Source organism: Streptomyces sp. NBC_00078, from assembly GCF_026343335.1.
Lineage (GTDB): Bacteria > Actinomycetota > Actinomycetes > Streptomycetales > Streptomycetaceae > Streptomyces.
On the sequence record NZ_JAPELX010000001.1, the window covers coordinates 6590463 to 6607393 of the forward strand.

Here is a 16931-nt window from a genome sequence, read left to right on the forward strand (position 1 = left end):
TCCCCCGCGCATCCTTTCACCCTCTTCAACGTCTGATGTGCCCTTCATGTTCACGCGTGAAACCGCGGGGTTGCGAGGGTTCATGGAGTGAGATAGCGGCGGAAGGTAGAGTCCAGCGGCGTGCACCTCAAGGCCCTGACCCTCCGCGGGTTCAAGTCGTTCGCCTCGGCGACGACACTCCGGTTCGAACCGGGCATCACGTGTGTCGTGGGACCGAACGGCTCGGGCAAGTCCAACGTCGTGGACGCCCTGAGCTGGGTCATGGGCGAGCAGGGTGCCAAGTCGCTGCGCGGCGGCAAGATGGAGGACGTCATCTTCGCCGGCACCACCGGCCGTCCGCCACTTGGCCGTGCCGAGGTCTCGCTGACCATCGACAACTCCGACGGCGCTCTGCCCATCGAGTACGCCGAGGTAACCATCACGCGGATCATGTTCCGCAACGGCGGCAGCGAGTACCAGATCAACGGGGACACCTGTCGGCTGCTCGACATCCAGGACCTCCTGTCCGACTCCGGCATCGGCCGCGAGATGCACGTCATCGTCGGCCAGGGCCAGCTCGACTCCGTCCTGCACGCCGATCCCATGGGCCGCCGCGCCTTCATCGAAGAGGCCGCGGGCGTCCTCAAGCACCGCAAGCGCAAGGAGAAGGCGCTCAGGAAACTCGACGCGATGCAGGCCAACCTCGCGCGGGTGCAGGACCTGACGGACGAACTGCGCAGACAGCTGAAGCCACTGGGCCGGCAGGCGGCGGTGGCCCGGCGGGCGGCCGTGATCCAGGCGGATCTGCGGGACGCGCGCCTGAGGCTGCTGGCCGACGATCTCGTACGGCTGCGGGAGGCGCTGAAGGCCGAAGTCGCGGACGAGGCGGCGCTCAAGGACCGCAAGGAGAACGCCGAGCGGGAGCTGAAGAAGGCCCTGCAGCGCGAGTCGCTCCTGGAGGACGAGGTTCGGCAGCTCACCCCGCGGCTCCAGCGTGCCCAGCAGACCTGGTACGAGCTCTCGCAGCTCGCCGAGCGGGTGCGCGGCACGATCTCGTTGGCCGACGCCCGCGTGAAGAGCGCGACCTCCGCGCCGCCGGAGGAGCGGCGGGGCCGCGACCCCGAGGACATGGAGCGCGAAGCCGCCCGCATCCGGGAGCAGGAGGCCGAGCTCGAAGCGGCGCTGGAGGCGGCCGAGCGGGCCCTTGAGGACACCGTCGCGCACCGCGCCGAGCTGGAGCGCGAACTCACCCAGGAGGAACGGCGCCTGAAGGATGTCGCGCGCGCGATCGCCGACCGCCGCGAGGGCCTCGCCCGGCTGAACGGCCAGGTCAACGCGGCCCGTTCGCGCGCCGCCTCCGCCCAGGCCGAGATCGACCGGCTGGCCGCCGCCCGCGACGAGGCCCAGGAGCGCGCCGTCGTCGCGCAGGAGGAGTACGAGGCCCTCAAGGCCGAGGTCGACGGACTCGACGCGGGCGACGCGGAACTCGGTGAGCAGCACGAGGCGGCGAAACAGCGGCTGTCCGACGCCGAGAGCGCACTGACGGCGGCCCGAGAGGCGGCCACCGCGGCGGAACGCAAGCGGGCCGCGACCCAGGCCCGGCACGAGGCACTGTCCCTGGGCCTTCGCCGCAAGGACGGGACGGGCGCGCTGCTGGGGGCGAAGGATCGTCTCACCGGTCTGCTGGGCCCGGCGGCCGAGCTGCTGACGGTGACACCGGGCTACGAGGTCCCGCTGGCGGCGGCCTTCGGCGCGGCGGCCGACGCCCTCGCGGTCACCTCACCGTCCGCCGCGGCCGACGCGATCCGCCTGCTGCGCAAGCAGGACGCCGGCCGCGCGGCCCTGCTGCTGGCGGGAGTACCGGAGGACACCGGTACGGCGGCCGACCTCAGGGGGGTAGGGCAGCATCCATGCGCGGCTGAGCCGCGGGGCGCGACAAGCGGCAGCGGACCCGCAGCAACCCGGCAAACCCACGCGGCAGATTTTGTCCGCGGTCCCTCGGACCTCATGCCGGCCGTCCACCGCCTCCTGCGCGGCGTCGTCGTAGTCGGCACTCTCGAAGACGCCGAGGACCTCGTCTACTCCCGCCCCGACCTCACCGCCGTAACCGCCGAAGGCGACCTGCTGGGCGCCCACTTCGCGCACGGCGGTTCCGCCGGGGCGCCCAGCCTGCTGGAAGTGCAGGCGTCCGTGGACGAGGCCGCCGCCGAGCTGGAAGAGCTGGCCGTACGGTGCGAGGCGCTGACCGAGGCGCAGCACGCGGCAGGGGAGCGACGCAGGGAATGCGCGGCGTCGGTCGAGGAGCTGGGGGAGCGACGGCGCGCCGCCGACCGGGAGAAGTCGACCGTCGCCCAGCAGCTCGGACGGCTCGCCGGGCAGGCGCGGGGCGCGGCGGGCGAGGCGGAGCGTTCCCTCGCCGCCGCCGCACGGGCGCAGGAGGCACTCGACCGGGCGCTGGAGGAGGCCGAGGAACTCGCCGAACGGCTCGTCGTCGCCGAGGAGATGCCGGTCGAGGAGGAGCCCGACACATCCGTACGGGATCGTCTCGCCGCCGACGGTGCCAACGCACGCCAGACCGAGATGGAGGCCCGGCTTCAGGTCCGTACGCACGAGGAACGGGTCAAAGGCCTTGCCGGGCGCGCCGATTCACTGGACCGGGCCGCCCGCGCGGAACGCGAGGCACGCGCGCGTGCCGAGCAGCGCAGGGCGCGGCTGCGGCACGAGGCGTCCGTGGCGGAGGCCGTCGCCTCCGGAGCCCGGCAGCTGCTTGCGCACGTCGAGGTCTCCCTGGCCCGCGCCGAAGAGGAGCGCACGGCGGCCGACGCAGCCAAGGCCCGGCGCGAGCAGGAGCTGGCCGCCGCCCGGAGCGAGGGCCGCGACCTCAAGGGCGAGCTCGACAAGCTGACCGACTCCGTCCACCGCGGAGAGGTGCTCGGCGCCGAGAAGCGCATGCGGATCGAGCAGCTGGAGACCAAGGCGCTGGAGGAGCTGGGCGTGGAGCCGGCCGGGCTCGTGTCCGAGTACGGCCCCCACCAGCTCGTGCCGCCGTCCCCGCCCGCCGAGGGCGAGGAGCTGCCCCAGGACCCCGAGCACCCGCGCAACCTGCCGAAGCAGTTCCACCGGGCCGAGCAGGAGAAGCGGCTCAAGGCCGCCGAGCGGGCCTATCAGCAGCTCGGCAAGGTCAACCCGCTCGCTCTGGAGGAGTTCGCCGCGCTGGAGGAACGTCACAAGTTCCTCAGCGAGCAGCTCGAGGACCTGAAGAAGACCCGCGTCGATCTGCTCCAGGTCGTCAAGGAGGTCGACGAGCGCGTCGAGCAGGTCTTCACCGAGGCCTACCGGGACACGGCCCGGGAGTTCGAGGGCGTCTTCAGCCGGCTCTTCCCCGGTGGCGACGGGCGTCTGATCCTGACGGATCCCGACAACATGCTCACCACGGGCGTCGACGTCGAGGCACGGCCGCCGGGCAAGAAGGTCAAGCGGCTGTCGCTGCTCTCGGGTGGTGAGCGCTCCCTCACGGCCGTGGCTCTACTGGTGTCGATCTTCAAGGCCCGTCCGAGCCCGTTCTACGTGATGGACGAGGTCGAGGCCGCGCTCGACGACACCAACCTGCAGCGGCTGATCCGGATCATGCAGGAACTGCAGGAAGCGTCACAGCTCATCGTGATCACGCACCAGAAGCGGACGATGGAGGTCGCCGACGCCCTGTACGGCGTCTCCATGCAGGGCGACGGGGTGTCGAAGGTCATCAGCCAACGGCTTCGATAGACCTCACCTGACCCTTCAAGACTTGAACACATTCCCCTCACTTGTGCATTGAGACGTCACAGTCGGACCCTATTGACTTCGAAACTTGAAGGCATAGTCTCGGTAATGTTGCTTTTACCTTCAGGTACCACCTACCTGGAAGGGTCCCCCGCCCGGCAGCGACGCCGGTGGCCCGAGGAGTTCGAACGTGACCAGCACTGCACAGGAACCGAAGCCAGGAGCCCTGAAGGCTCATCCCGAGCATCTCGGGCATGTCATCTTCATCGCGGCTGCGGCCGCGATGGGTGGTTTCCTCTTCGGCTACGACAGTTCCGTCATCAACGGCGCCGTCGAGGCGATCCGCGGCCGTTACGACATCGGCTCCGCGGCCCTGGCCCAGGTCATCGCTGTCGCCCTGATCGGCTGTGCCATCGGTGCCGCGACCGCCGGCCGGATAGCCGACCGCATCGGCCGCATCCGGTGCATGCAGATCTCGGCCGTGCTGTTCACCGTCAGCGCCGTCGGTTCCGCGCTGCCCTTCGCCCTCTGGGACCTCGCCCTCTGGCGCGTCGTCGGCGGCTTCGCCATCGGTATGGCCTCGGTCATCGGCCCGGCCTACATCGCAGAGGTCGCCCCACCGGCGTATCGCGGCCGTCTCGGCTCCTTCCAGCAGGCCGCGATCGTCATCGGCATCGCGATCTCGCAGCTGGTCAACTGGGGTCTGCTCAACGCCGCCGGCGGCGACCAGCGCGGCAAGCTGATGGGCCTGGAGGCCTGGCAGGTCATGCTCGGCGTCATGGTGGTCCCGGCCGTCCTCTACGGCCTGCTCTCCTTCGCCATCCCCGAGTCCCCCCGCTTCCTCATCTCGGTCGGCAGGCGCGAGCGTGCCCGCGAGATCCTCGCCGAGGTCGAGGGCGAGCACATCGACCTGGACGCCCGCGTCGACGAGATCGAGCACGCCATGAAGAGCGAGCACAGGTCCACGTTCAAGGACCTGCTCGGCGGCGGCTTCTTCTTCAAGCCCATCGTCTGGGTCGGTATCGGTCTGTCGGTCTTCCAGCAGTTCGTCGGCATCAACGTCGCGTTCTACTACTCCTCGACGCTGTGGCAGTCGGTCGGCGTGGACCCGTCGGACTCGTTCTTCTACTCCTTCACGACGTCGATCATCAACATCCTCGGCACCGTGATCGCCATGATCTTCGTGGACCGCGTCGGCCGTAAGCCGCTGGCCCTGATCGGCTCGATCGGCATGGCCGTCGGCCTCGCACTGGAGGCCTGGGCGTTCTCCTTCGACCTGGTCGACGGCAAGCTGCCGGCCGCGCAGGGCTGGACCGCCCTGATCGCAGCCCACGTCTTCGTCCTCTTCTTCGCCCTGTCCTGGGGTGTGGTCGTCTGGGTCATGCTCGGCGAGATGTTCCCGAACAGGATCCGCGCCGCGGCCCTGGGCGTGGCCGCCTCCGCGCAGTGGATCGCCAACTGGGCCATCACCGCGAGCTTCCCGTCGCTGGCCGACTGGAACCTCTCCGTGACGTACGTGATCTACACGGTCTTCGCGGCGCTCTCCATCCCGTTCGTCCTGAAGTTCGTGAAGGAGACGAAGGGCAAGGCGCTGGAGGAGATGGGCTGAGGCCCCCTGGCTCGGGGAGACGGGCCAAGTCCCCGCCGCCCTTCTCCCCGTACCCGTAAGACGTGCTGCCCCGGCTCACTCACCGAGCCGGGGCAGCACGTCTTCGCAGAACAACCGCAGGCTGCGCCATCCCTCGTCCACCGGCATGCCACCCGCCAGCGGATGCAGCACGAAGGTGTCGAGTCCCTGCGCCACGCACTCCTGGGGCGTCAGGATCCGGTACACGCCCTCGGCGCGCAGCTCGTCCACGGTCGTGGCCGCCGACTTCACGGCGGACCGAACGTCCCCGGACTGCCAGGACGCGTAGGTCCGGGCCTCGTGCAGGAAGTGCCTGCCATGCTCGGCCCACGCCCGGTCCGGGTCCTCGGCGATGTGCAGCAGAGCGGTCTCGGCGGTGGGCATCATCGTCCAGCCCTCGGTGCCGTACTCCGTCAGTTTCTCCTTGTAGTACGCCTCCAGCTCCGGCAGATGCGCGCTGGGGAAGAACGGCAGGCCCAGGCGGGCGGCACGGCGGGCAGCGGCCTTCGAGGAGCCCCCCACCAGGAGCAGGGGGTGCGGGTCGGAGCACGGCCGCGGAGTGACCCGTACCGTGCGGCCCCGGTACTCGAACTCCTCGCCGGTCCAGGCCTTGAGCACCGTCTCCAGCAACTCGTCCTGGAGCCTCCCGCGCCGCTTCCAGTCGACGTCGAACTGGGCGTACTCCTCGGGCCGGTACCCGATCCCGACGACGGTCACCAGCCGGCCGCCGCTCAGCAGATCCAGTACGGCGATGTCCTCGGCCAGCCGCAGCGGGTCATGCAGAGGGCCGATGGCCGCCGAGACGGTGACCGTGATCCGGCCGCCCGTCGCCCGGCCACCACCCCTCAACGAGGCGCTGCGTGCCGCAGAATTTCCTTGTGTCGCCCCGAAGACCGCGCCCGCGAAGGCGAACGGCGACGGCAGCCAGTTGTTGTCGACGCCGTGGTGCTCCTCCGTCTGGACGGTGGTGATCCCATGGTCGTCGGCGTACGCGGCCATCTCCAGGGCGGCCCTGTAGCGGGCGCCGAGCGAGGCGGGGGTGGCACCGGGTTCGACGAGGTTGAAACGAACGACCGTGACGGGCATGGGGGTCCCTTCGCCGGGCGGCTGGTGCGGGGGCACGTTAGCTGACGAAGCGTCAGATCGCCATGGCGGCGGCGCGAGTGGGCCGTAGGGTGCATGCCATGGCTGATCCCGTACCCACCGGTCCGCAGGCGGAGGCCGCACAGGGGCGTGTCGCTCTCTGGCTCGACCCGGAGGACCTGCGGTGGCTCGCTCGCCACTGCTGCTGTGCCGAGGACGCGCCGCAGGAGGTCAAGGATCGCTGCGGACGTCTCCGCTTCCGGGCGGGCGCCGCTCTGCACAAGGACGGTCACTGAGCCGGTTCGGACCGCGACGGCGACGGGTGCCGGTGCGGGCCGTGTGCTCGCCGTGACCGGGTGGACACGACTTCGGCGCACAACCATGTCTGGGTGACGCCGAGACCCATGGCCGATACTGGACGAGTTATGGAAACCGTCATCCTTGCTGTAGTCATCGCCGTGGTCGTGCTCGGTGTGCTCGGCGGGCTCGTGGTCGGCAGCCGGCGCAAGAAGCCGCTGCCCCCGCCGCCCCCCTCCGCACCCGACATCACCGCCCCTCCGGCCGAGCCGCACGTCGGCGACGAGGCCGAGACGCCCCACGACGAACCCCGCCGGACGATAGAGGAGGTGGATCTTCCGGACGGCTCGACCCCGGTCGCCGTCGAGGAGCCGCCCGTCCTCGAAGTCCCCGAGATCGAGGTCCCCGAGCCGACGGCCGGACGTCTCGTCCGCCTCCGCGCCCGCCTCTCCCGTTCCCAGAACGCGCTCGGCCAGGGGCTGCTCACGCTCCTGTCGCGCGAGCACCTCGACGACGACACCTGGGAGGAGATCGAGGAGACGCTGCTCATCGCCGACGTCGGCGTGGTCCCCACCCAGGAACTGGTCGCGGGCCTGCGCGAGCGGGTGAAGGTCCTCGGCACCCGCACCCCCGCCGAGCTGCGCACCCTGCTGCGTGAGGAACTCCTCAAGCTGGTCGGCACCGAATTCGACCGCACCGTGAAGACCGAGCCCGAGAACAGCAAGCCCGGCATCGTGATGGTCGTCGGTGTCAACGGCACCGGCAAGACCACCACCACCGGCAAGCTCGCCCGGGTCCTGGTGGCCGACGGCCGCACCGTCGTCCTCGGCGCGGCCGACACCTTCCGTGCCGCCGCCGCGGACCAGCTCCAGACCTGGGGCGAGCGGGTCGGCGCCCACACCGTGCGCGGACCGGAGGGCGGCGACCCCGCCTCCGTCGCCTTCGACGCGGTGAAGGAGGGCAAGGAGATGGGCTCCGACGTCGTCCTCATCGACACCGCCGGGCGCCTGCACACCAAGACCGGGCTCATGGACGAGCTCGGCAAGGTCAAGCGCGTCGTCGAGAAGCACGCCCCGCTGGACGAGATCCTGCTCGTCCTGGACGCCACGACCGGGCAGAACGGCCTGGTGCAGGCCCGCGTGTTCGCCGAGGTCGTCGACATCACCGGCATCGTGCTGACCAAGCTGGACGGCACGGCGAAGGGCGGCATCGTGGTCGCGGTCCAGCGCGAACTGGGCGTACCGGTCAAGCTGGTGGGTCTCGGCGAGGGCGCGGACGACCTGGCGCCGTTCGAGCCGGAGGCGTTCGTTGACGCCCTTATCGGGGAGTGACACCGCCTGCCGACATCGGTACGTGGCCGAAGAAGCGCCCGCCCCCGAGGTGCAGTTGGGGTCGGGCGCTTCGCTGTGTACGCCGCAGTGCCTACGCCCGCGACCGATGCGCCACGTAGGCCAGCGTCCCCAGCAGCAGGCGGGCCGCGGGTGGCTTCGTGGCGGAATCGAGGGCGGGGGGACGCAGCCACCGTGCCGGGCCCAGGCCGCCGCGATCCGACGGTGGAGCCGTGATGTGACTGCCTGAGCCGAGGCCGCGGAGGTCCAGGGAGGCCGGATCGTCCCAGCCCATGCGGTAGAGCAGCTCGGGGAGTTCGGCGGCGGCGCCTGGGGCGACGAAGAACTGGGCGCGGCCCTCCGGGGCCGCGGCGACCGGGCCGAGGGGGAGACCCATGCGCTCCAGGCGGATCAGGGCGCGGCGGCCCGCGGGCTCGGCCACCTCGATGACGTCGAACGCCCGGCCGGCCGGGAGCATGACCGACGCGCCGGGGAACTCGCCCCACGTCTTGGTCACTTCGTCGAGCGTGGCGCCGGCCGGAACCTGGGGCGCGAACTCCAGGGGATGCGCCCCGGGCGCGCTGCAGTCCGCCCGGCCGCAGGAGCAGGCACCCGCCGCGGCCCGCGCTCCCGGCACCACGTCCCAGCCCCAGAGCCCCGTGAACTCGGCGACGGCGGTGCACTCCGAGGAGCGGCCGCGCCTACGCGAGCCGGAGCGGATCTCCCGGATGCCGCCGATCGTGAAGCCCATGCCCCCTCCAACGGGTCCGACGCGTGGTGGTTACGGCGCGGAATCGGATCGTGACCCTGCGTGCCTCCGGGTGTGCCGGCTTCGCGCGGTCCAAGCGGCGCTCAAGGTGCCCCGGGTGGTGAACTCGACGGCACGCGCCCCTGAGTGCTTCGCTCCGCCTACTCCCGATCGGTCTATGTCAAGTGAATCGTGTGGAGGCAACCGTGAGTTCATTCGAAGGGGTGGCGAATGGTGGCGTTTCCGGGATCGCCATGGCTGGACCAGTGATCGTAGGATTACTTTGAGTGCACGAGTCCTGGGGGCACATGCACTCGTGGGTATGCCGGAGGCAACTCGGCTTCCCGTTCGAAGGGTGACAACCGGCGGACGGGCGGCCGTATTTACCGGCATTCTGATAGGGCTTGGCGCACTCAGCGACAAGTGGTCTCAGGGATGGGGGCGTTCCAGTGAGCGGCAACGACGGAAGCGGGACGACCGCGGCCAGCCCGGACAAGCGCCCCAACGAGCTGCTCACTTCCTGGTTCGTGCGCAGCGGCTGGTCGAAGGGCGAACTCGCCCGCCAAGTCAACCGCAGGGCACGCCAGTTGGGGGCCAACCACATCTCCACGGACACCTCCCGGGTGCGCCGCTGGCTGGACGGCGAGAATCCCCGCGAGCCCATCCCCAGGATCCTGTCCGAGCTGTTCTCCGAGCGCTTCGGCTGCGTGGTCTCCGTCGAGGACCTCGGCCTGCGCGCCGCACGCCAGTCACCGTCCGTGTCCGGCGTGGACCTGCCCTGGACGGGTCCGCAGACAGTGGCGCTGCTCAGCGAGTTCTCGCGCAGCGACCTGATGCTGGCGCGGCGCGGCTTCCTCGGGACGTCGCTGGTCCTGTCCGCGGGCCCGTCCCTCATCGAGCCGATGCAGCGCTGGCTGGTGCCCTCGCTCCAGGCGCCGCAGCCGGAGCCCGAGCCGGCGGCCTCGTCCCGCCGTGTCGGCCGGCTCTCCAAGCCCGAGCTGGACCTGCTGGAGTCCACGACGGTGATGTTCCGGCAGTGGGACGCCCAGTGCGGCGGCGGTCTGCGCCGCAAGGCGGTCGTCGGCCAGCTGCACGAGGTGACGGACCTGCTCCAGGAGCCCCAGCCCGAGGCCACCACCCGGAAGCTGTTCAAGGTCGCCGCCGAGCTGGCCGAACTCGCGGGCTGGATGTCGTACGACGTGGGGCTGCAGCCGACCGCGCAGAAGTACTTCGTCCTCGCCCTGCACGCCGCCAAGGAGGCCGGCGACAAGCCGCTCGGCTCCTACGTCCTCTCCAGCATGAGCCGCCAGATGATCCACCTCGGCCGGCCCGACGACGCCCTGGAGCTGGTCCACCTCGCGCAGTACGGCAGCCGGGACTGCGCCGGCCCCCGCACCCAGTCGATGCTGTATGCGATGGAGGCCCGCGCCTACGCCAACATGGGGCAGCCCGGCAAGTGCAAGCGCGCGGTCCGGATGGCCGAGGACACCTTCGCCGACGTGGACGAGTGGGACGACCCGGACCCCGACTGGATCCGCTTCTTCTCCGAGGCCGAGCTGCACGGCGAGAACTCCCACTCCTTCCGCGACCTCGCCTATGTCGCGGGCCGCAGCCCCGCCTACGCCTCCCTGGCCGAGCCGGTGATGCAGCGGGCCGTCGACCTGTTCTCCCAGGACGCCGAGCACCAGCGTTCGTACGCACTGAACCTGATCGGCATGGCCACGGTGCACCTGCTGCAGCGCGAGCCCGAGCGGAGCACGGTGCTTGCCGGGCAGGCCATGCGCATCGCCAAGAAGGTCCGCTCCGAGCGCGTGAACACTCGTATTCGAAAGACGGTCGACACGGCCGTACGCGACTTCGGGGATCTGGCCGCAGTCGTGGACCTCACCGAGAAGCTCGCGGCGGAGCTCCCGGAGACCGCCGAGGCGGTCTGAATCCCTTGACTCCGGCCGTGGGCCGGCCTTCCCGAACCACCCGACTCGGCTCCCCCGTGCCAGGTCATCGGAAGGCCGCCCGCGGCCGGATCTCCACCTTCGAAGAAGGTTGCGCCACGATAACGATCGCCTCGGCCGACATCCGGCAGTTCATCGAGGCGTAACACGCACGGTGCCTTCGTCACGGCGGCGAAACAACGAGGGGCTTCCAACGAAACGGCGCTGCGCCAATCTCATGGCGCATAACCGGCCCACCCCCCGCTTCACCGGACCGCTCACGCTCCGCGAACCCGCACGGGGCCGTACGAATCGACGAGGAGACGCCGATGGCATCAGCCGCCATCACGCTTGCCGCGGAGGCACCCAAGTTGTCATCCGCGAACACAGGCTTCATGCTCATCTGTTCCGCCCTGGTGTTGCTCATGACGCCGGGACTCGCGTTCTTCTACGGCGGCATGGTCCGCGTCAAGAGCACGCTGAACATGCTGATGATGAGCTTCATCAGCATCGGGATCGTCACGATCCTCTGGGTGCTCTACGGCTTCTCCCTTGCCTTCGGCTCCAGCAACGGCTTCATCGGCTTCAACTCCGACTGGCTGGGCCTGAGCAACATCGGGCTGACGGAGCTCTGGGACGGCTACACCATCCCGATCTTCGTCTTCATGATCTTCCAGATGATGTTCGCGGTCATCACGCCGGCCCTGATAAGCGGCGCCATCGCGGACCGCGTCAAGTTCTCGGCGTGGGCGCTCTTCGTCGCCCTGTGGCTCACGATCGTCTACGTCCCGGTGGCCCACTGGGTGTGGGGTGCCGACGGCTGGGCCTTCAAGCTCGGCGTGATCGACTTCGCCGGTGGTACCGCGGTCCACATCAACGCCGGTGCGGGCGCCCTCGGTGTGATCCTGGTCATCGGCAAGCGCGTCGGCTTCAAGAAGGACCCGATGCGCCCGCACAGCCTCCCGCTGGTCATGCTCGGCGCCGGTCTGCTGTGGTTCGGCTGGTTCGGCTTCAACGCCGGTTCGTGGCTCGGCAACGACGACGGCGTCGGCGCGCTGATGTTCGTCAACACGCAGGTCGCCACCGCCGCCGCCATGCTCGCCTGGCTCGCCTACGAGAAGATCCGCCACGGCGCGTTCACCACGCTGGGCGCCGCCTCCGGCGCGGTGGCCGGTCTGGTCGCGATCACCCCGTCCGGCGGCGCCGTCTCCCCGCTCGGCGCGATCGCCGTCGGCGCCATCGCCGGTGTCGCCTGTGCCGCGGCCGTCGGACTGAAGTTCAGGTTCGGCTTCGACGACTCCCTCGACGTGGTCGGCGTCCACATGGTCGGCGGCATCATCGGCTCGCTGCTCATCGGCTTCTTCGCCACCGGCAAGGGCCAGTCCACCGCGACGGGCGTCTTCTACGGCGACCACTCCTTCACCCAGCTGTGGAAGCAGTGCGCCGGTGTCGGCGCGGTCCTCGCCTACTCCCTGATCGCCTCCGCGGTCCTCGCCTTCCTCCTCGACAAGACCATCGGTATGCGGGTCAGCGAGGACGAGGAGGTTGCCGGAATCGACCAGGCCGAGCACGCCGAGACCGCATACGACTTCAGCGGCGCCGGTGGTGGAATCGCCGGAACGGTCTCCGCGGCCCTTTCCGGTTCGAGCAGCAAGAAGGTGGACGCATGAGGCTCATCACCGCGGTCGTCAAGCCGCACCGGCTCGACGAGATCAAGGAAGCCCTCCAGGCCTTCGGGGTACACGGTCTGACGGTCACCGAGGCGAGCGGCTACGGTCGTCAGCGGGGCCACACCGAGGTCTACCGCGGCGCCGAGTACACGGTCGACCTGGTTCCCAAGATCCGTATCGAGGTGCTGGCCGAGGACGACGACGCCGAGCAGCTGATCGACGTCATCGTCAAGGCGGCCCGTACCGGCAAGATCGGTGACGGCAAGGTCTGGTCCCTCCCGGTGGAGACGGCCGTCCGGGTCCGCACCGGCGAGCGCGGTCCCGACGCGCTCTGACAGAAGAAAGAACTAGGAGCTGCTGGGTGTCGAGCACGGACGTGCACAAAGAAGCGGAAGACTCCGGACCCAGCGGCTATGCGGCGGCCCGGCTGCGTCTCCTCACCGAGGGGGCGCAGTCCGGGCCGCCGCGCCGTAAGGCCCTCTCGGCGTTGACGGACGACTGGCTGTCGGGGCTCTTCGGCGCCGGAGCCGAGGGGCTGGCCGGGATCTCGCTGATCGCCGTCGGCGGCTACGGCCGCGGTGAGCTCTCCCCGCGCAGCGACCTGGACCTGCTCCTGCTCCACGACGGCGGCGACTCCCACGCCGTCGCCGCCCTGGCCGACCGCATCTGGTACCCCGTCTGGGACCTCGGCCTCGCCCTCGACCACTCCGTGCGCACCCCGGCGGAGGCTCGCAAGACCGCCGGAGAGGACCTGAAGGTCCAGCTCGGCCTCCTGGACGCCCGCCACATCGCCGGCGACCTGGGCCTGACGGCCGGACTCCGTACCGCCGTCCTCGCCGACTGGCGCAACCAGGCGCCGAAACGTCTCCCCGAACTCCAGGAACTGTGCACCGAGCGCGCCGAGCGCCAGGGCGAGCTGCAGTACCTGCTGGAGCCGGACCTGAAGGAGGCCCGCGGCGGTCTGCGGGACGCCACCACCCTGCGCGCCGTCGCCGCCTCCTGGCTGGCCGACGCCCCGCGCGAGGGCCTTGACGACGCCAGGCGCCGGCTGCTCGACGTCCGCGACGCCCTGCACCTGACGACAGGGCGGGCGACCGACAGGCTCGCCCTCCAGGAGCAGGACCAGGTCGCCGCCGAACTGGGCCTGCTGGACGCCGACACCCTGCTGCGCCAGGTGTACGAGTCGGCGCGGGTCATCTCGTACGCCAGTGACGTCACCTGGCGCGAAGTCGGGCGCGTGCTCAGGTCGCGAGCCGTGCGGCCTCGGCTGCGCGCCATGCTCGGCGGCGGCAAGCCGGTCCCCGACCGCTCCCCGCTGGCCGAGGGCGTGGTCGAGCAGGACGGCGAGGTGGTGCTCGCCCGTGCCGCCCGCCCCGAGCGCGACCCCGTGCTGCCGCTGCGCGCCGCGGCCGCCGCCGCCCAGGCCGGCCTCCCGCTCTCCCTGCACGCCGTACGGCGCCTGGCAGCCGTCGCGCGCCCCCTGCCCACGCCCTGGCCCGCCGAGGCCCGCGAACAGCTCGTGACCCTGCTCGGCTCGGGCCGCCCGACCGTCGACGTCTGGGAGGCCCTGGAGGCGGAGGGCCTGATCACCCGGCTGCTCCCGGACTGGGAGCGGGTGCGCTGCCGCCCGCAGCGCAACGCCGTCCACATCTGGACCGTCGACCGGCACCTGATCGAGACGGCCGTACGCGCCTCCGAGTTCACCCGTCGCGTCCACCGCCCCGACCTGCTCCTGGTCGCCGCGCTCCTGCACGACATCGGCAAGGGCTGGCCCGGCGACCACTCGGTGGCCGGCGAGATCATCGCCAAGGACGTGGCCGCCCGTATCGGCTTCGACCGCGACGAGGTGGCCGTCCTCTCCACGCTCGTACGCCACCATCTGCTGCTCGTCGACACAGCCACCCGCCGCGACCTGGAGGATCCGGCCACGGTCCGTGCGGTCGCCGAGGCGGTCGGCTCGCAGTCCACCCTGGAGCTGCTGCACGCGCTGACCGAGGCGGACGCCCTGGCCACCGGTCCGGCGGCCTGGTCGTCCTGGCGTGGCTCCCTGGTCGCCGACCTGGTGAAGCGGGTCGCGGCCGTCCTCGCCGGGGACGTCCTCGACGAGCCCGAGGCCGCGGCGCCCACCGCCGAGCAGGAGCGGCTCGCGATCGAGGCGATCGCCACGGGCAGCCCGGTGCTGTCCCTGCGCGCGCAGACCGAGCCGCCGGCCGGGGAACAGCCGTCCGGTGAACCGGAGCCGCTCGGCGTCGAGCTGCTCATCGCCGTACCGGACCAGCCGGGCGTACTGCCCGCCGTGGCCGGTGTCCTCGCCATGCACCGGCTGACCGTGCGGACCGCGGAACTGCGCGCCCTGGACCTGCCGGACGGCGTCGAGGGCGCGGTCCTGCTGCTGGACTGGCGGGTCGCCGCCGAGTACGGCTCACTGCCGCAGGCCGCCCGCCTGCGCGCGGATCTCGTACGGGCGCTGGACGGCTCCCTGGACATCGCCGGCCGTCTCGCCGAACGCGACGCCGCGTATCCACGCCGCCGGGGTGTCGTGGCGCCGCCGCCCCGGGTGGCCGTCGCCTCGGCCGCGTCGCGACTGGCCACCGTGATCGAGGTGCGCTCCCAGGACGCCCCTGGCCTGCTGTTCCGGATCGGGCGGGCGCTGGAGGACGCCGACGTACGGGTGCGCAGCGCACACGTCTCCACGCTGGGCGCGAACGCCGTGGACGCCTTCTACGTGACCGGGCCCGAGGGCGCACCGCTGCCGGGTGAGGAGGCGGCGTCGCTGGCGCGGAAGCTGGAGGAGACATTGCGGGGCTGACCGGTTGTGGAACGGGCGGGGACGATTGTCTTGCGCGGCCCGATACCCTGGAAGACGCTCACACTGCCCCCGACTCCGAGGACCGACGCCGCCGTGTTCGACACTCTCTCCGATCGCCTCTCAGCGACCTTCAAGAATCTGCGCGGCAAGGGGCGTCTGAGCGAGGCGGACGTCGACGCCACCGCGCGCGAGATCCGCATCGCGCTGCTCGAAGCGGACGTGGCCCTGCCCGTCGTGCGGTCGTTCATCAAGAACGTCAAGGAACGTGCCCTCAGCGCCGAGGTCTCCGGTTCGCGGTACCCCGCCAAGCGCGTCCTCGACATCGTCAACGAAGAGCTGGTCACCATCCTGGGCGGCCAGACCCGCCGCCTCCGCTTCGCCAAGCAGCCCCCGACCGTGATCATGCTCGCGGGTCTGCAGGGCGCCGGTAAGACCACCCTCGCGGGCAAGCTCGCCAAGCACCTCAAGGAAGCGGGCCACTCGCCGCTGCTGGTCGCCGCAGACCTCCAGCGCCCGAACGCGGTCACCCAGCTGAGCGTCGTCGCCGAGCGCGCGGGCGTCGCCGTCTTCGCCCCGGAACCGGGCAACGGCGTGGGTGACCCGGTCAAGGTCGCCGAGGACTCCATCCAGCACGCCAGGACCAAGGTCCACGACATCGTCATCGTGGACACCGCCGGCCGCCTCGGCATCGACCAGGACATGATGCAGCAGGCCGCTGACATCCGGGACGCGGTCTCGCCGGACGAGATCCTCTTCGTCGTCGACGCCATGATCGGCCAGGACGCCGTCAACACGGCGGAGGCCTTCCGCGACGGCGTCGGCTTCGACGGCGTGGTCCTCTCCAAGCTCGACGGCGACGCCCGCGGTGGTGCGGCCCTGTCGATCGCCTCGGTCACCGGCAAGCCGATCATGTTCGCGTCGAACGGCGAGAAGCTGGAGGACTTCGACGTCTTCCACCCGGACCGGATGGCCTCCCGCATCCTCGACATGGGTGACCTGGCCACCCTGTTCGAGATTGCGCAGAAGGAGTTCAGCGAGGAAGAGGCCGCCAAGGTCGCCTCCAAGCTCGCCTCCAAGAAGGGCCAGGACTTCACCCTCGACGACTTCCTGGCTCAGATGGAGCAGGTCAGGAAGATGGGCAGCATCAGCAAGCTGCTCGGCATGATGCCCGGCATGGGCCAGATCAAGGAACAGATCAACAACATCGACGAGCGGGACGTCGACCGCACGGCCGCCATCATCAAGTCGATGACCCCGGCCGAGCGCCAGGACGCGACGATCATCAACGGCTCCCGCCGCGCCCGTATCGCCAAGGGCTCCGGTGTCGAGGTCAGCGCCGTCAAGAACCTCGTCGAGCGGTTCTTCGAGGCCCGCAAGATGATGTCCCGCATGGCCCAGGGCGGCGGCATGCCGGGGATGCCCGGGCTGCCGGGCATGGGCGGCGGTCCCGGCCGCACCAAGAAGCAGCCGAAGAAGGCCAAGGGCAAGCAGCGCTCGGGCAACCCGATGAAGCGCAGGCAGCAGGAGCAGGAGGACGCCCAGCGGCGGGCCGCGGCGGCTCAGGGCGGCGGCGCCTTCGAGGTGCCGGGCCAGCAGGCACCGCAGGACTTCGAGCTGCCGGACGAGTTCAAGAAGTTCATGGGCTGAGTTCACCCACTGCGCGTGCCGGGGGTTGGTCGTTGTCGTAACGTCCGGAT

General features: G+C 70.6%; 11 protein-coding genes. 9 read left to right on the plus strand and 2 right to left on the minus strand.

Translation table 11 applies throughout. The annotated features are described in order from the left end of the window. Positions 1 to 120: 120 nt before the first annotated feature. Together smc and OOK07_RS31115 are read left to right on the plus strand one after the other, a co-directional pair. A complete protein-coding gene (smc, locus tag OOK07_RS31110; RefSeq protein WP_266799746.1) occupies positions 121 to 3744 on the plus strand; it encodes a chromosome segregation protein SMC in 3624 nt (1207 codons plus the stop codon). A gap of 187 nt (positions 3745 to 3931) precedes the next feature. After that, entirely contained in the window at positions 3932 to 5350 is a 1419-nt protein-coding gene (locus tag OOK07_RS31115) for a sugar porter family MFS transporter (protein ID WP_266685069.1), read from the plus strand. 75 nt (positions 5351 to 5425) lie between these two features. On the opposite strand, the gene OOK07_RS31120 is transcribed toward OOK07_RS31115, so the two are convergent. Next, on the minus strand, positions 5426 to 6454 hold the full coding sequence (locus OOK07_RS31120; RefSeq protein WP_266799748.1) for an LLM class flavin-dependent oxidoreductase: 1029 nt from the start codon (positions 6452 to 6454) through the stop codon (positions 5426 to 5428). Positions 6455 to 6552: 98 nt separating this feature from the next. Here OOK07_RS31120 and OOK07_RS31125 point away from each other — a divergent pair, with 98 nt between their 5' ends. Both OOK07_RS31125 and ftsY read left to right on the plus strand, forming a co-directional pair. Next, positions 6553 to 6747, plus strand: coding sequence for a hypothetical protein (locus OOK07_RS31125; RefSeq protein ID WP_266799749.1), 195 nt, complete (start codon positions 6553 to 6555; stop codon positions 6745 to 6747). A gap of 129 nt (positions 6748 to 6876) precedes the next feature. Continuing rightward, complete coding sequence (gene ftsY, locus OOK07_RS31130; RefSeq protein WP_266799751.1) at positions 6877 to 8079, plus strand: signal recognition particle-docking protein FtsY; 1203 nt, start codon at positions 6877 to 6879, stop codon at positions 8077 to 8079. Between the two features lie 91 nt (positions 8080 to 8170). Here ftsY and OOK07_RS31135 read toward each other — a convergent pair whose 3' ends face one another. Beyond that, complete coding sequence (locus OOK07_RS31135) at positions 8171 to 8827, minus strand: bifunctional DNA primase/polymerase (protein WP_266799753.1); 657 nt, start codon at positions 8825 to 8827, stop codon at positions 8171 to 8173. A 446-nt stretch (positions 8828 to 9273) separates the two neighbouring features. Between OOK07_RS31135 and nsdA the strand changes: the two genes are divergently transcribed. From nsdA to ffh, 5 genes are all read left to right on the plus strand, one after another. Then, a complete protein-coding gene (nsdA, locus tag OOK07_RS31140; protein ID WP_266799755.1) occupies positions 9274 to 10758 on the plus strand; it encodes a transcriptional repressor NsdA in 1485 nt (494 codons plus the stop codon). A 326-nt stretch (positions 10759 to 11084) separates the two neighbouring features. After that, positions 11085 to 12425 (plus strand): ammonium transporter, encoded by a 1341-nt coding sequence (locus OOK07_RS31145; RefSeq protein ID WP_266685075.1) that lies wholly within the window; start codon positions 11085 to 11087, stop codon positions 12423 to 12425. Then, the gene (locus tag OOK07_RS31150) at positions 12422 to 12760 is read left to right on the plus strand and encodes a P-II family nitrogen regulator (RefSeq protein WP_266685076.1); all 339 of its coding nucleotides are present in this window, start codon (positions 12422 to 12424) and stop codon (positions 12758 to 12760) included. Before OOK07_RS31145 ends, OOK07_RS31150 begins: the two co-directional genes overlap by 4 nt. A 26-nt stretch (positions 12761 to 12786) precedes the next feature. After that, positions 12787 to 15234: a [protein-PII] uridylyltransferase gene (locus tag OOK07_RS31155; protein ID WP_266799757.1), complete on the plus strand. Its 2448-nt coding sequence runs from the start codon at positions 12787 to 12789 to the stop codon at positions 15232 to 15234. 93 nt (positions 15235 to 15327) lie between these two features. Further along, positions 15328 to 16881, plus strand: coding sequence for a signal recognition particle protein (gene ffh / locus OOK07_RS31160; RefSeq protein ID WP_266799759.1), 1554 nt, complete (start codon positions 15328 to 15330; stop codon positions 16879 to 16881). Positions 16882 to 16931 lie beyond the last annotated feature (50 nt).

Excerpts from the sequence above, each read along its gene's own strand:
- OOK07_RS31120 (WP_266799748.1), bottom strand. The coding sequence starts at position 6,454 with ATGCCCGTCACGGTCGTTCGTTTCAACCTCGTCGAACCCGGTGCCACC.
- OOK07_RS31125 (WP_266799749.1), top strand. The coding sequence starts at position 6,553 with ATGGCTGATCCCGTACCCACCGGTCCGCAGGCGGAGGCCGCACAGGGG.
- ftsY (WP_266799751.1), top strand. The coding sequence starts at position 6,877 with ATGGAAACCGTCATCCTTGCTGTAGTCATCGCCGTGGTCGTGCTCGGT.
- OOK07_RS31135 (WP_266799753.1), bottom strand. The coding sequence starts at position 8,827 with ATGGGCTTCACGATCGGCGGCATCCGGGAGATCCGCTCCGGCTCGCGT.
- OOK07_RS31145 (WP_266685075.1), top strand. The coding sequence starts at position 11,085 with ATGGCATCAGCCGCCATCACGCTTGCCGCGGAGGCACCCAAGTTGTCA.
- OOK07_RS31150 (WP_266685076.1), top strand. The coding sequence starts at position 12,422 with ATGAGGCTCATCACCGCGGTCGTCAAGCCGCACCGGCTCGACGAGATC.